Source organism: Micromonospora qiuiae (assembly GCF_016863555.1).
Lineage (GTDB): Bacteria > Actinomycetota > Actinomycetes > Mycobacteriales > Micromonosporaceae > Micromonospora > Micromonospora qiuiae.
Genome location: NZ_BOPC01000011.1, coordinates 33,476 through 47,309, shown reverse-complemented (window position 1 = coordinate 47,309; position 13,834 = coordinate 33,476). Strand labels below are relative to the sequence as shown.

The following is a 13,834-nucleotide window of genomic DNA, read 5'->3' as shown; positions in this document are numbered from 1 at the left end:
ACACGATCCAGCGCCTCGTCCCACCCGAATAGATTGTTGACGGCTCAGCAGCCCGTTCGTCGGTGTGTCGAGTCGCTGAGCCGTCAACGATCGGGGTCAACGCAGTTCCGACACCGTGGTGAAGTGGTAGTTGCTCTCGCCGACCGAGCGGTTGAGGGTGCGGATGATCCGCTCGGGATTGTCGTGGGGACCCTGCTGGAAGTAGGGCTTGCCGTTCAGGCCGACAGTGATCCGGCTCGGCGGCTCCCAGGTGCCGAGGTACGGCGCGGCGCTGTAGAAGTCACGATGCGGGTCGAAGCCGAGGCCACGGGAGTAGTCCACCGCTCCGAAGATCAGGTGCCGGGCGAGGTCGAGGGGAGCCTGAAGCGGCTCGGCGTCGTACGCGGCGAAGAACTCCGCCACGGTGTCCGCCATTCCCTCCGGCTCGGTGGTTATCGGCGGCAGCGCGCGGTCACCTCGTCGGCCTGGTCCTCCACGGCAACCAGGTCTGATCCGCCGGTCGGTCGCTGCTGTGTTTCGCCCCCGCAGACCACCGCCGCCACCGGCACGAAATCTGCACCGAGCACCGGCAACGCGAGTGCATCCTGGCTGCCATCGAGGTCACCATCGGCTGCCCCGGCGGCGGCGCATGACTCCCACGCCCGATGAACATCAGGCGACCGAAGAGACCGTTGCAGGCTGTCCGAGGCGTGGCCGGCAGGTGCCGTTCCGGCGCAGCCGGCCACCAGCACCACCAAACCGACGAGTAACGCTGCTGCCCGCCCGCCCATCGCAACCCCCAGGCTCGTCGACACCGTCACCGCGTCCAACGCGCATCCGCCGCCTCGGGTTCCGACCGGGTTCCCTCACCCTCAGCGCGCTGGCCTGTAGCAGCAGCAGAATGGGATGGGCTTGCGAGGCTCCGGACCTACATGTACTCCGCAGCGGTCTGTTCTGCTTCGGCGACGAAGGCGTCAAGTTCCTCCTGCGTCAAGCTGACCTTCTGCAAGAGCCGGGTAAGGACGAACAACTCAGAGCCCAACGCAACGTCCGGAGTTATGTTGCCGGCTAGTTCAGGCTCGCCAAGGGCGGCACGGATCAGCCCTTCCATTTCAAGCGCGGGAAGGCTGTCACCCCCGTCGTAGCTCGCCCGAGCTGTGGCCACGAACTTAGCGATGCCGGCAGGTGTGGCGTCCGCTCCGAAGCGTCGGTTGACGGCGATAGCGAAGGCGGCACCGATCACCTGGAGGCCGCCAGCCCATTCGCCGCTCCGGGTTCCCGCACTGTCGCCGATCGGCAGGCATACGTCAGATGCTGGCGCGATAGCCGCTGATGGTGTCGGTGCAGTTGCCGAGCAGACCGGACGAGTCGTGTACGAGACCGCGGGCCGCCGACAGTTGGGCGTCCAAGGCCCGGACCACCTCCGGTCGCCCACCGGCAAGGACCGCGTTGAGCGCGTTCTGACTCGCCCACATCGTCCGGTGAATCTCGGCGAGCTGGCGTGACGCCCGACTGAGCTGAGCCACTACGTTGTCCAGCCCACCAATCACTTGTCCGGCGATGCTGGCTGATGCTCTGGGACGCGATATGGGCGGTAGAGCAGAGCCAGTGCTGCTGCTTCCGCTCTGATGCCGCCAGCTTCGGACAGGTCTGGCACGAGACGCGGTACGGGCACTTCGCTGTTCCCGCCGCTCGCGAAGGTGGTCGAGCCCGGCCGTGACGAAGCCCTTGCCGACGCTACCAATCGCGCCGCCGACGACGGCGCCAGTGACGACTGAAGCAGACGGGGGAAGACCCCAGCGACTGCCGAGCAGACCCACCAGTGCGCCGAGCGCTGCGCCGGCCTGTTGTAGCAGCGTTCCGCCGCCTTCCTTCGCTGTCTCGAAGCCAACCCGGCGGGCGAAAGATCGGTCCGGCGCGGATCGGCGTTGGCCGGAACGGCGGTATCTCATGCGCTCACGGGCTGGTCGAGAAAGCCGCAGCCGGTGGCCACCAGCAACGGAATGTTCTGTGCAAGCTCACCGGCCATCATCTGGGGTGTCAGGCCAAGTGGCTCGCCGCCTTCAGCGATCAACTCCGTGTCGTCCACGTAGTAGACGCATGCCTCCCAGAGATTGGGGTGCAGCGAAGAGAAGCTCCACAGCATGTAGGCGTCGCTACTCAGGGCCAGGATTGGTTGGTTGGCGAGGCCGACGCGGTGGAGGTGGGGTTCCTCAGGGGTGGAGCCGAGTCCTTGACCGAGGGGGAGGAGTTTGTGGCGGCGGAAGACTGGTTCGAGGTCGCCGTCGGTGTCGAACTCGACGAGGAGGCCGCGGGCGATCAGACTGTCGACCAGACGGGTGGCCTGGGGTTCCGGATTCGGGGCGGTTTCCAGGAGCCGGATCAATGACTCTCGATTGACTTCGAGTTTGGCGTGCCGTTCGGCGTCCACGAAGGCGGCTGCCCAGACCGCCGCCTCGGTCTCGGTCAGCTCGATCAGGTCGTCGCCGAGGTGGATTTCGTAGCACTCGGGGATCGGGTCCGGCGGGCGGATGTAGCGGTAGCGCGGACCCATGGACAGCCCGACCGGGACGATGACGCGTGGCATGGGGACCTCTCGGGTGTCAGAAGCCGGCGGCGTATCGCCTGGTGGTGTCGACCGCGCCCAACGCGAGCTGGGATGCCTCGTTGAGCTTGCCCTTGACCTGCTCGATCTGGCTGATCGCCTGGCCGACGGCCGGGTGGTTGGTGCCGGCGGTGACCGCCTGCAACAGCGCGAGGCTCTGCTCCAACGAGTCGTGCACCGCGCGAAGCTGCACGACGCTCTGCTGGGTCTGCTGGCCGAAACGGTTGATGCCGGCCTTGATCTCCTCAATCGACGCCACCGCGACGACTCCTCCCCGTGAGGCATCGAGACATGTCCGCAGGCGACCGTACCGGATCGTGTACGTTCCGTCAGCCCTCGGTCGCTCATCGGTCACGGGCTGGCGCTGTCAGAGAGGGCCGTCGCGGCGAGTGAGGCGTCGGAGGTGATGAACTGTTCGAGCTTCATGTCACTGTGAAATAAGAGCGGTCGGCAATAGGCGAGGTGGTCTGGTGATGCTGTCCCTAGGGAAGGGGCGGCGCGGGTTACGGCATGTCGGGGTGTTCGGGCCGATCGGGTAGGCACGAGCTGCGGCGTGTCGCGGTATCCCGTCCGGTGCGCGGCACGAGTTGCGGCATGCCGGGGCATCCGGGTCCGCTGAGGCCACGAGTTGCGGCATCTCGTGCGAGAACCACGAGTTGCGGCATCCAGCGCGACGATGCCGGATGAGAGCGCCTCAGGCTGATCGGCCGGTCGCTGCACGGGCCAAGGTCCGCCACCGCCCCTATTGCCGGACTCACTAAATATGTCTCTGTGACATCAAGCTCTCGACTGGTTGAGGGCGCGGGCCTGCTCGCCGTAACCGCGGGGTGCTGACCCGCGCCCACCCGCTCAGTCGCCGAAGGTCTCCCGCTTCACGCCCACCAAGAAGGCGGCCCAGCCCGCTGGGCTGAACGTGAGGACCGGTCCGCTCGGATCCTTGCTGTCTCGCAGCCCGACAACGCCGGGCAGGTTGTCCGCCACCTCGACGCACTCGCCGCCGTTATTGCTGCGGCTTGACTTGCGCCAGACGGCACCGGTCAGATCAGGCACGGGAGTACTCCTCTGCGACTTGCTGGATCAGGCTCTTGGACTCGGACTCGTTGAGGGCGCGGCCCGCCATGTCAGCCCAGATCGTGTTGTAGGCGGCGGTCTCGTGCGGCTTGTCGAGATAAATCGCTCCGGTCGCGGCCTCCAGGTATGCCACCGGCGGCTCCACCTCCTTGCCCTTGCTGTCTTCGGGAAATTCGATGATCGAGAAGGCTCCGGACATGGCTCCAGCGTGTAGGCCGGCCGAAAATTGCAGCACGCGAACGGTTACGTTGGGTAGCTCCATTGCCTTCAAGATCTGGTGGAGCTGTTCGGGCATGACGGCCCCGCCGCCGACTGGTCGACGCAGGACCGCTTCGTTAAGTATCACGCTCAGTTGTGGAGCCGCGAAGCGGGTGAGAAGCGCCTGCCGATCGATGCGGAGCTGGATGGCTCGCTCTCGCTCCTCGTCGGCGTCCGCATCGACTGCTCCGCCGGGCATGGCGAACACCTGCGAGGCGTAGGCCCGGGTCTGCAGAAGGCCCGGAACCAGTTCGGGGCGGTAGTGGCGGATGTTGGCCGCTGCCTCTTCGAGTCCGATGTAGAGCTGGAACCAGCGAGGTAGGCCGGAGCCGATGTAGTCGTGCCACCAGTTCTTGTTCTCGCGTGTGGCGGCGGTCATCGCCAGCAGCAGTTCGGTGTCCTCGCCTGACGCGCCGTAGAGGTTGAGCATCTCTTTGACGTCGGCGGCGCGGAAGCGGACGTTCTCGGCGCCGTTCTCGATGCGGTGCAAGGTCGCACGAGCGCGGTCCAGTTCCTCGGCGGCCTGCTCCATCGTGAGGCCGGCTGCCCTGCGTAGCGATTCGAGCTTGCGGCCGATCTGTCGTCGCAACATCGTCGTCCCGGTTACCGCCTGTGACACTCCGCGCCTCCGCTGTCGTGGCCATTGTCGACGTGCCTCTGAGTAATTAAACAGCCACGATGTATAAAAAACAATAGACATTTCACAAGGCGTGTTCGCGTCGCAGTCATCGTTGATCAAGCGTCGATTGTTAGACGTTGCATTTCGCTTTGGCCGGTGCTTCACTCTCCTCACGGCCACTGTGGAAGTGCTGGTCAGGGGCCGTGTCTGCCCTGGTGCCGTACTGCGATGAGGGCTGCGGTGGCAGGTGCGTGGCGGGTCCGTCGGTGCGCGGCGGGCCGATGGGCCCGCCGTTTTCATCGCCCACGCTGACGAGAGCGAGGTCTGTCATGCGCATCCCTTTTCGGCGGCGGCGAGCCGGGCGGTACGACGCCCGGCACACCAGGCAGGCCGCAGAGCACACGAGGCAGGCTGCGGAGAACGCCGGGCAGCTCGACGGGCAGCGAGGCGAGCAGCGTGGCGAAAGCTACGGAATCGGTACCTGTTATCGGGCGGCGAGCTATCGGCCGTGGCAGGTGCGGGATCGACGGTTCCGGTTGGGGCGGCGTGGCTACGACCCGGCGGAGGTGACCGAGTTCCTTGGCCGGGTAGCCGACGACCTGGAGGCCGCGTACCGGCAGGTGGCCGAGTCGCACCGGGAGGCGGCCCGGGTCCGGGACGCGTTGCGGCGGTGGCAGTCCGAGTGGGGCCAGGGGCGGCAGGGCGGCGCGAACCAACGCCCGGCGTACCACCGGCCCGTGGATCAGCGGCCGGTGAACCAGGGGGTGTGGCGGTGAACGGGCGGTATGTGGTGCATCTGCCGGTGGAGGCGGCCGACCTGCTCGCGGCGCAGCGGTTGGCGCGGGTGGTGGCCCGGTGGGCGCGGATGCTGCCGCAGGCCGATCCGGGGGAGACCACCGTGTCGGCCGAGGACGAGCAGGGCGTACGGCATCGGGTTTTCTGCGATCTTCTGCTGCCCGGCGGCGGAAGGTGCCTGCTGCGGGCCGACCACGACGGTGGCTGCGCGCGGCGGTTGGGCGGGCGGCCATGAGCCTCACGGTGGACTGCGACGACTGCGGCGGGCTGGGCTTTCGGGTGCGGCGGTGCGAGTGCACCTGGGGTGGCGACCGGCTCATCGTGGAGGGCGGTGAGTACCGCGACGAGGCGTACGCCGATTGCCGGCTCTGTCAAGGGGACGGCAGCGTGGCCGAGCCGTGCCATCGGTGCGGGCGTGGTGGGCGGCGGCGGGCGCAGCTGGTGGTGACGGTGGTCAACCTGGACACCGGGGCGGCGGCGTCGCGGCGGCTGGTGCCCGGCCGGCTCGACCCACCGCCAGATCGGGAGCGGGTCGGCCGGGCCGGGAAGCTGGTCGCGCGGCTCTGTGACGCCGTCGGGGTACGCGGGCTGCGCCCACGCTGGGGGCGGCGTTCCGCGGAGGAGACGCTGTACTGGCTGCCGCCGCAGTGGCGGCCCGAACTGGCCGCGCGAGAACGGTGGGCGCTGGAGGCCGAAGCGCTCGCCCGGCACGACTACGACCCCTGGTGGGTCTTCGTCGGCCGCAGCAGTGAGACATCGCCGCCGCCCGACCCGCGGGCTGAGCTGTCGCGGCTCTGCGCGTTGGCCGACCTGCTCCAGCTTGACCTGGTGGTGGAGGCTCGCCGCCGCAGCTACCACGAGGTGGTCTGGGACATCCGGTACGAGCTGCCGGGCAGCCCGGTGCCGCTCGACCCGCAGGTGCACGCCCACGCCTGGGATTTGCCCTCGGCGATCGCCGACACGAGTTTCCGGTCCGCCATGTGCGGGCTGGACGAACGAGGGCGGCATGCGCCGCTTCATACGGTGCGACCGGTGGCGGCTGCCGGCGTACCCCCGGAGGTTGACCTTGACCGGCTTGGCCGGGCCGTGCTCGCAGAGCTGGTCGGCGATGCGCCCGGCGCGCAGGCGATCTGGCGGGACGGGCGCTGGTGGAACACGGCGCTGCACCCGACCGGCAGCGTCGAGACCCTGCACGAGCGGGAGACCGGCCAGATCGTCCGGTACGTGGCGGAGTCGCTGCGGCGGGCCACGGAACCACCCGACCCGGCCTGGTGGGGTGAACCGATCCCGCACCGGCCCTGCCCGGACTGCCGGCCCGGCAGCCGGCTGCGTCGCTGCGACTGCCGGCGCGGCGCGTCCGGGCCCGACCCGAAATGCCCGGACTGCTCCGGTGCCGGCCTGGCCCCCACCGGGCGGTGCTGCTCGACCTGCCGGGACAGCGGCCGGATTCCGGCCGCGGTGGCGGTGACCGTGACCGACCTGCGCCGGGTGAGCCACGAAACCTGGCGGCCCGACGTTGACGAGGCCGCCCCGGTGGTCACCCATCAGCCCAACGGCAAACCGGTGCATCAGCTTGGCCCGCACCGGCGGCTGGCCCGCTACGCCACCACCTTCGGGGTACGCCCCGCCGACCTCACCCGTCTCGACTCGGACTGGCCGGTCGACCAGGACCTGCTCGACGGGATCGTGACAGTCGATGAGCCCGGCATCGACCCCGCGCACCGCCACGTCGAGCAACTCGCCGCCAGGCTGCCCGGGGCGCGGCTGTTCGTGCTGGCCGCCGTGCCGGACGCACCGCCGCTGGCCGACCTGCTGCGGCTCGCCCACGCCCTCGACCTGACCGCCGTACTCACCTACCGCGACCACCGGCTCGACGCGGGCGACCCGCTGAAGATCCAGGGAGAGCGGTGGCGCATCCGGCTCGCCGCCCGGGACGCGCAGGTCGGGGCGGAGTTCCCGTTCGGCGCCAGCGTCGAGGCGGCCGTGGCCCGCTGCGTCGAGCACCTCGACAGCCACCTCCTCGCTGCCGTGCCCCGGGAGCCGGACCGGCCGGTGCCGGCCCCGCAGGCCGCGCCCTCGCCGCCGGTGCCGGACCCGGCCGAGCTGCTGCGCCGCGTCGGCCGGCACTACGCGGGGCAGCCGGTGGTGGCGGCCTTCGACCGTACGGGTTGCCGGCTCTGGCTGACCGAGGAGAGCGGCGTCGTACCGCTCGCCCAGGCCGCCACGATCGACGACGCCGTCTCTGCCCTGCGGCTGTGACCCGCCCCGATGCGTCAGACGGCGGTGGTTATCGACCCCGCCCGAACCCGGTCAGGTGTCCGGAATCCGCGTGGCTGGTGTCGCTGAGCATGCCACCCTCGGGCCAGGATGCGCGCACCTCAGCGGGAGGCGGAAGCCACGACCGGGTCAGGCGGTCGGGGGTGGGGTGGGCAACTCGTCGACGACCACGACGGGGGTGCCCGGGTGCAGCTGCTCCAGCAGGAGCCGCTGGCCGCTGCTGGTCAGCCGGATGCAGCCGTTGGTGGTCGACCGGCCCAACTCGCCGTCGTGGTACCAGGTGTGGATGCCGATGTGCGCGCCGCGTAGACCGGTGGGTACGGCGTCGGGATCGTCGGGGACCGCGCCGAGGGCGAAGATGTCCACGCCGCCGTAGACCGGTTCGGGTGGCGGGGTACGGCCGAGGATGAAGGTTCGGCCCAGCGGCGTCTCCTGGCCGGGCTGGCCCAGACTGAGTCGCCAACTACTGTTCGCAACTCCGTCGCGGTACCAGGTCAGCCGGTATGGCCGCCGTTCTACCACGATCTGGTCGTGCAGCGGGACCGTGTGGAAGCCGCCCGGTGGCAGCCAGGCCAGTTTGCGGTTTGCCGAGGGGAGCAGCACCGCCGTCCAGCCGGCCTCGCGTCGCGCGACGGGAACGGTCAGCTCCACTCCGCTGATGGCCGGCATCAGGAAGGCCAGCGGCCGACCACCGGGCGCGTCGTAGGCGGCGAGCCGGCGCTCGGGGCGCAGCCCCTGGGTCAGCGCCGTGGTGTCCAGGGTGTCCGGGTCCTCGGGGAAGCCGGCGGGTGCCGGGTCGTAGTCGATCTCCGGGAGGTCGTCCGGCGCGGGCGCTGCGGGCCTGACACTTTCCGCCTCGGCGGCGCCGGGCCTCGGCACCTCGGCCGCCGACTCTCCCGTTGGTTCGTTCGGCCCGACCACCGGCACCGGCCGGGACGCGGAAGTGCCGGCCCACCCGGTGTACGCCGCCGAGCCGCCCGCCAGTACGGCCAAGCCCACGGCCATGCCAACCCACCACCGCCCGGTCCCACCCCCACCCAAAAACCTCACCCACCCACCCTAACCCCCCCACTCAACACCAAACCCCCCAAACCACCCCCACCCCGACAGGCCCACCCGCGTTGATCATGAAGTTATTGCCCTCGTCGATCTCTAAAACCGACAACAACTTCATGATCAACGCGGGTCGGCGGGGGTGGGCGCGGGTGGGGTGGGTGGGGGGTGGGGTGGGTGGGTGGGGGGTGGGGTGGGTGGGGGTTAGGGGAGGCGGGCGTTGGTGTGGAGGGCCAGGGCGTCGCGGGCGGGGACGGTGGCGGAGAACCAGCCGTTGGCGTCGACCGTGATGACCGGGCCGGAGCAGGTGTTGTTGGTGAAGGTGCCGTGGATGATGTCGCAGTAGCGGCCGGCGGGCAGGCCGGTGTAATAGGAGCGGCCGGTGATCGCGTACGACTCGTTGTTGATGGTGATGTAGCCCTTGCCGGTGCGGCTGAAGGCGATGTGCTGGTAGCCGTTGTCGTACCAGTTGCTGACCCCGGTGCCCTCGGTGGCGTTGCGGAAGCCCACCATGTTCGCGATCACCGGCCAGCGGTGCTCGCACTCCCAGCCGGAGTAGCAGACCGCGTTGAGCGTCCTGTTGTTGCCGTCCGACGGCGGGCCGGCGTCGCGGCTGCTGTAGGTGTAGCTCGACATCACCGTCGGCGAGCCGTACGGCCAGGCCAGCATGAAGGCGTTGGCCAGCGCGTAGGTGCCCCGGTCGCGGTAGGTGAGCACCCCGGCGTCGTCGCGCTGGGTGTCGTGGTTGTCGATGAAGACCGACGCCCGGCCGGTGGGCAGATGGCCCCAGCCTTCGCCGAAGTTGCGCAGGTAGGCCAGCCGCTCGGAGCGGAAGACGCGGGCCAGGTCCTTGCCGTAGCGGAACTCGTGCACGTCGCCGTTGCCGGTGTACTCCTCGGGCCGGATCGGCTCACCGGCGCCGTAGATGACCTCCTGCACGACGTACGCCGGGCGGCTCAACCGGCCGAGGATGGCGGCGATGTCGGCGGCCGGCATGTGCTTGCTGGCGTCCAGCCGGAAGCCGTCCACGCCGAGTGAGAGCAGGTCGTTGAGGTACGCGGCGAGCCGGGACCGGACGTAGTCCGACTCCGTCTTGAGGTCGGCGAGGTTGACCAGCTCGCAGTTCTGCACCTCGTACCGGTCCTGGTAGTTGACGATGTCGTTGTTGCCGTTGCGGCCGCAGTAGTGGAAGTCCTGCGCCTGGTAGATGCCCGGGTAGACGTAGTGCTGGTACGACGATCCGGCCCAGCCGGTGCCGCCGTTGTCCTGCCCGGACATGTGGTTGATGACCGCGTCCACGATCACTTTGACGCCGGCCGCGTGGCACGTGTTCACCATGGACCGGAACTGCTCCCGGGTGCCCTTGCGGGACTCGATCCGGTAGCTGACCGGCTGGTACGCCACCCACCACTGGTTGCCGCGGACGTGCTCCTGCGGGGGTGAGACCTGGACGTAGCCGTAGCCCTTCGGGCCGAGGGTGCTGGTGCACTCGCTGGCCACCGAGGGCCAGTTCCACTCGAAGAGATTGGCGATGACCTTCTTGCCGCCCGTCGGCGCGGCCACGGCCGGGGGCGCCGCCACGAGGGCGGGGGTGAGGAGGCTGGCGATCGTGGCGAGCGCGACGATCGCCGGGCGGAGTCGACGTCGGTGCATCGGGTGCTCCTGGGGGTGCCGGGGGACTGGGGGTGGTGGTCCGCTGCCCAGATCTTGCAATCGGGGCTGAAAGATTTCGGAAAGATTACAAGCGGATTTCATCGACTGTCAATGTATGGGCATGGGTGACTGTTCGCGGCGCCTTTACACGCGCCGGGTGGGAGGACGGTTCGACAACCTGCTGAGATTTTTTCGCCGCAGCTGATCCGCCCGGGGCTCGCAGACGTACTGGTGTGGGGAACAGGGTCGGCCGGCGGTGCGCCGCCGCGAGACGATCGAGGAGCACATGGCCCGGGCTACGCAGAACGAGAAGCCGCCTGCCGTCCGTACCAGCGTCAGCAGCAGAGGGATCCGGGTGCGGTCCCGCGCCCAGATCCTGGCGCTGTCCGCGTGCGGACTCGCCGTGCTGTGGGCACTGATGATGCTCACCACCGGTGGCCAGAAGATGTACGCGATGGGCTTCTTCTTCACGGAGTTCTTCGCCGGAGTCGTCGCGCTCGTCGCGCTGAGCATCACCGTGATGCTGGGGCTGGTCTCCACCGACCGGCTGGTCCTGATGATCCGGCACCGGGTGCTGATGCAGTCCGCGCACCGGGCCACCGGTATCCTCGGCGTCGCCGGCCTGGGCTTCCACGTGATCACGAAGATCGCCAGCGGGCGGGCGGGCGTGACCGACGCCGCCGTGCCGTTCGTCGGTGGCCGGGGCCTCTACGTCGGGCTCGGCACCATCGCCGCGCTGCTCATGGTCGGTGTGCTGTGGACCGGCATCATCCGGGCCCGGTTCGCCGACATCGGTCCGAAGTGGGTGTGGCGGGCGCTGCACTCCATGGCGTACGTCTCCTGGCCGTTCGCCATCTTCCACGGTCTGCTCGCCGGCCGCGCGCCCGCCGGCTGGGTCACCCTCAGCTACTTCCTCTGCGTGGTGCTGGTCGTGGTGGCGCTGCTCGTGCGCCTGTCGGTGACCCTGCAACGGCGCAGCCGCGAGCAGCACCAGGCCGCGGCCCTCAACGAGGCGATGACCGGCAAGGGCAGCGACGAGACCCGGAGCAGGTCGCTGCTCGCCACCCTGACCAGGCGAGGCGGCGAGAACGAGCGGGCCCGCCGCGACATCAGCTGGGCCGACAGCACCTCCGGCACCTGGGCCAGCCCCACCATCCGGCGCAACGACCCGGAGCGCTTCACCGTGCCCGTGGTCCCGGAACCCGGCTCCCTGCGCGACCAGCTCCGACCGGGCCGCACCCGCCGCGACGAGGAGTTGGAGCCGGTCGTCCGGCGGGCGTCGCGCCGCGACGAGGAGGAGTTGGAGCGGGTCGTACGCCGGGAGACCGAGATGCTCGAGCCGGTGGCACGCCGCCGCCGGGACGATGAGCCGGTCGGCCGGCGGACCAGCCGCCGCGACGAGGAACTGGAGTTGGACTGGCGGTCGGCGCGGGTCGAGGACGATCTGGAGCCGGTGAGCCGGCGCACCCGCCGTGACGAGGAACCCAGCTGGCGGCGAGCCTCCCGGCGGGAGGAGGAGCGTGAGCCGGTGAGCCGCCGCTCCACGCGCCGCCGTGAGGAGGAGGAACTGCTGTTGGACGCCGATCGTGAGCCGGTCGGCCGGCGCCGCCGCGACGACGAGGAGTTCCGCTCCCGGCGGTCCCGCGTCGCCACCGACGCCCGCAGCCGCTACTCCGCCCCGCCCCAACGGGTGAACGACGAGGCGGAGGAGCCGTGGGACAGCCCGCGCCGGTGGGAGTCGATTGCCCCGGTCTCCGCTGACCCGGTCTCCGGCGCCCCGATCTCCGGTTCGCCGATCTCGGCGGCACCGCGCAGCGGCGGTGGACGGCACAGCGCCGAGGACGACGTGCCGGAGGCCGAGACCGACTACTGGCGCCCCCCGGCGCGGTACACCCCCGACGACGTACCCGACGACGACACCCCGACCCTGGTCGACCTCGCCTCCCGGCGGGCCCGCCGGGCCTCCTCGGCCGAGAGCCGGCGTCGTCGCCGGGCCGACCCGGACAGCGTCGACGGTGCCTACTGGGCCGGCCTGCGGGGTGAAGCCAAGTGACGATGCGTACCACCGTTCCGCCGGTGGCCTGCATCGGTGAGCCCCGACTCACCGCCGGGTTCGCCGAGTTCGGTCGGCTCGACCTGCGCGCCCACGAGATGGTGCACGGCCCGATCAGCCCGATGGAACCCTCCGCGCTGCTGGGTCTCGCCGAGGGCATCCAGCTCAAGGGCAAGGGCGGCGCCGGCTTCCCGTTCGCCAGGAAGCTGCGCGCGGTGCTGGAGTCCTGCGAACGGCAGGACCTGCCGCCCGTGGTGGTGGTCAACGCCACCGAGGGCGAGCCGGCCAGTTGGAAGGACAAGGTCATCCTCACCCGGGCCCCGCACCTGATCCTCGACGGTGCCGCCCTGGCCGCGTTCGCGCTCGACGCCGAGGAGATCGTGCTCTGCGTGGCCGACGACCTGATCGGCCGGGACTCCCTGATGGAGGCGCTGGAGGAGCGCCGGATGCCGGTGCCGACCAGTGTGGTCACGGTGCCGCACCGGTTCATCAGCGGCGAGGGCGGCGCGCTGGTCAACGGGATCAACGGGTTGCCGCACATCCCGCCCGGCACCAAGAAGCGCTCCAGCGACTCCGGGGTGAACAATCTGCCCACCCTGCTGTCCAACGCCGAGACGTACTCCCAGATGGCGATCGCCGCCCGGCTCGGCCCGTACGAGTACGCGGCGCTCGGCACCGACGACGAGCCCGGCACCGTGCTGCTCAGCGTGACCGGCGCGGCGAAGCGGCACGCGGTGGTCGAGTGCGCCGCCGGCACCCCGCTGCAGGAGATTCTCGAACTCTGCGAGGTGCCCGAAGGGCCGGGCATCCTGATGGGCGGCTACCACGGCAAGTGGATCACCTGGGAGGCGGCGAACAAGGCCGAGGTGTCCCGCAAGGGGCTGGCCGCGGTCGGTGGCACCCTCGGTGCCGGCATCATCGTCCCGCTCGCCAACGACACCTGCCCGCTCGGGGAGGCCGCCCAGGTGGTGCGCTACCTGGCCGGCGAGTCCGCCGGGCAGTGCGGCCCGTGCAAACGGGGCCTGCCCGACCTGGCCCGCGCCGTCGACCTGGCGGTCTCCGGCAGCGCCCCGGTGGAGGTGGTCCGGGCCGCGGCCGGCGACGTCAAGGGACGCGGTGCCTGCAGCCACCCCGACGGCACGTCCCGCTTCGCGCTCTCGGCCATGGAGGTCTTCGCCGACGACCTGAAGAAACACACCACCGGCGAGGGCTGCGGTCGGCGGGTCAAGGGCGTGATGGGGCTGCCCGGCGCCCCCGACCCGGACCCGCAGAAGCTGGTGCTGGACTGGTCGCGGTGCGACGGGCACGGCCTCTGCGCCCACGTGGTGCCGGACTTCATCCGGCTCGACCACAACGGATATCCCGCCTTCCCGTCCACTCCCGTGCCGACCTGGCTGCGGGAGGGCGCGACGAAGGCGGTCAAGGTCTGCCCGGAACTCGCGCTGCGGCTGACCAAGGCTTGAGTGTGCCG

Annotated in this window: 15 protein-coding genes; 5 read left to right on the top strand and 10 right to left on the bottom strand. The window is 70.1% G+C overall.

Annotated elements, in window-relative coordinates; translation table 11 throughout:
* Positions 1–96: 96 nt before the first annotated feature.
* The 8 genes from Vqi01_RS03825 to Vqi01_RS03790 form a co-directional block, all read right to left on the bottom strand.
* Positions 97–414 carry a hypothetical protein gene (locus Vqi01_RS03825; RefSeq protein ID WP_239098159.1) on the bottom strand — a complete coding sequence of 106 codons (318 nt, stop codon included), beginning with the start codon at positions 412–414 and terminating at the stop codon, positions 97–99.
* A 17-nt stretch (positions 415–431) separates the two neighbouring features.
* Positions 432–809, bottom strand: coding sequence for a hypothetical protein (locus tag Vqi01_RS03820; protein WP_204033006.1), 378 nt, complete (start codon positions 807–809; stop codon positions 432–434).
* A gap of 98 nt (positions 810–907) precedes the next feature.
* Entirely contained in the window at positions 908–1,222 is a 315-nt protein-coding gene (locus tag Vqi01_RS03815) for a hypothetical protein (RefSeq protein ID WP_239098158.1), read from the bottom strand.
* 64 nt (positions 1,223–1,286) lie between these two features.
* Positions 1,287–1,505, bottom strand: coding sequence for a hypothetical protein (locus Vqi01_RS03810; RefSeq protein WP_204033126.1), 219 nt, complete (start codon positions 1,503–1,505; stop codon positions 1,287–1,289).
* 422 nt (positions 1,506–1,927) lie between these two features.
* Positions 1,928–2,566: a hypothetical protein gene (locus Vqi01_RS03805; protein ID WP_204033004.1), complete on the bottom strand. Its 639-nt coding sequence runs from the start codon at positions 2,564–2,566 to the stop codon at positions 1,928–1,930.
* Between the two features lie 16 nt (positions 2,567–2,582).
* Positions 2,583–2,843, bottom strand: a complete 261-nt coding sequence (locus Vqi01_RS03800) for a hypothetical protein (protein WP_204033003.1) — start codon at positions 2,841–2,843, stop codon at positions 2,583–2,585.
* 590 nt (positions 2,844–3,433) lie between these two features.
* Positions 3,434–3,634: a DUF397 domain-containing protein gene (locus tag Vqi01_RS03795; protein WP_204033001.1), complete on the bottom strand. Its 201-nt coding sequence runs from the start codon at positions 3,632–3,634 to the stop codon at positions 3,434–3,436.
* Positions 3,627–4,505, bottom strand: coding sequence for a helix-turn-helix domain-containing protein (locus Vqi01_RS03790; protein ID WP_204033120.1), 879 nt, complete (start codon positions 4,503–4,505; stop codon positions 3,627–3,629). Before Vqi01_RS03790 ends, Vqi01_RS03795 begins: the two co-directional genes overlap by 8 nt.
* A 500-nt stretch (positions 4,506–5,005) precedes the next feature.
* On the opposite strand from Vqi01_RS03790, the gene Vqi01_RS03785 reads away from it, so the two are divergent.
* Genes Vqi01_RS03785 through Vqi01_RS03775 form a run of 3 tightly spaced genes read left to right on the top strand, consistent with a single transcriptional unit; the run spans position 5,006 to position 7,586 of the window.
* The gene (locus Vqi01_RS03785; protein ID WP_239098166.1) at positions 5,006–5,308 is read left to right on the top strand and encodes a DivIVA domain-containing protein; all 303 of its coding nucleotides are present in this window, start codon (positions 5,006–5,008) and stop codon (positions 5,306–5,308) included.
* The gene (locus Vqi01_RS03780) at positions 5,305–5,562 is read left to right on the top strand and encodes a hypothetical protein (RefSeq protein WP_204032998.1); all 258 of its coding nucleotides are present in this window, start codon (positions 5,305–5,307) and stop codon (positions 5,560–5,562) included. The genes Vqi01_RS03785 and Vqi01_RS03780 overlap by 4 nt, the downstream gene beginning before the upstream one ends.
* Positions 5,559–7,586 carry a hypothetical protein gene (locus Vqi01_RS03775; protein ID WP_204032996.1) on the top strand — a complete coding sequence of 676 codons (2,028 nt, stop codon included), beginning with the start codon at positions 5,559–5,561 and terminating at the stop codon, positions 7,584–7,586. The genes Vqi01_RS03780 and Vqi01_RS03775 overlap by 4 nt, the downstream gene beginning before the upstream one ends.
* Before the next feature lie 147 nt (positions 7,587–7,733).
* Here the strand turns inward: Vqi01_RS03775 and Vqi01_RS03770 are convergent, their stop codons facing one another.
* The gene (locus Vqi01_RS03770) at positions 7,734–8,609 is read right to left on the bottom strand and encodes a L,D-transpeptidase (protein ID WP_204032994.1); all 876 of its coding nucleotides are present in this window, start codon (positions 8,607–8,609) and stop codon (positions 7,734–7,736) included.
* 252 nt (positions 8,610–8,861) lie between these two features.
* On the bottom strand, positions 8,862–10,310 hold the full coding sequence (locus Vqi01_RS03765) for an alpha-amylase (protein ID WP_204032992.1): 1,449 nt from the start codon (positions 10,308–10,310) through the stop codon (positions 8,862–8,864).
* A gap of 256 nt (positions 10,311–10,566) precedes the next feature.
* Between Vqi01_RS03765 and Vqi01_RS03760 the strand changes: the two genes are divergently transcribed.
* Both Vqi01_RS03760 and Vqi01_RS03755 read left to right on the top strand, forming a co-directional pair.
* The gene (locus Vqi01_RS03760; RefSeq protein ID WP_239098157.1) at positions 10,567–12,363 is read left to right on the top strand and encodes a ferric reductase-like transmembrane domain-containing protein; all 1,797 of its coding nucleotides are present in this window, start codon (positions 10,567–10,569) and stop codon (positions 12,361–12,363) included.
* Positions 12,364–12,365: 2 nt separating this feature from the next.
* Positions 12,366–13,826: an NADH-quinone oxidoreductase subunit NuoF family protein gene (locus tag Vqi01_RS03755; RefSeq protein ID WP_204033118.1), complete on the top strand. Its 1,461-nt coding sequence runs from the start codon at positions 12,366–12,368 to the stop codon at positions 13,824–13,826.
* The last annotated feature ends 8 nt before the right edge of the window (positions 13,827–13,834 follow it).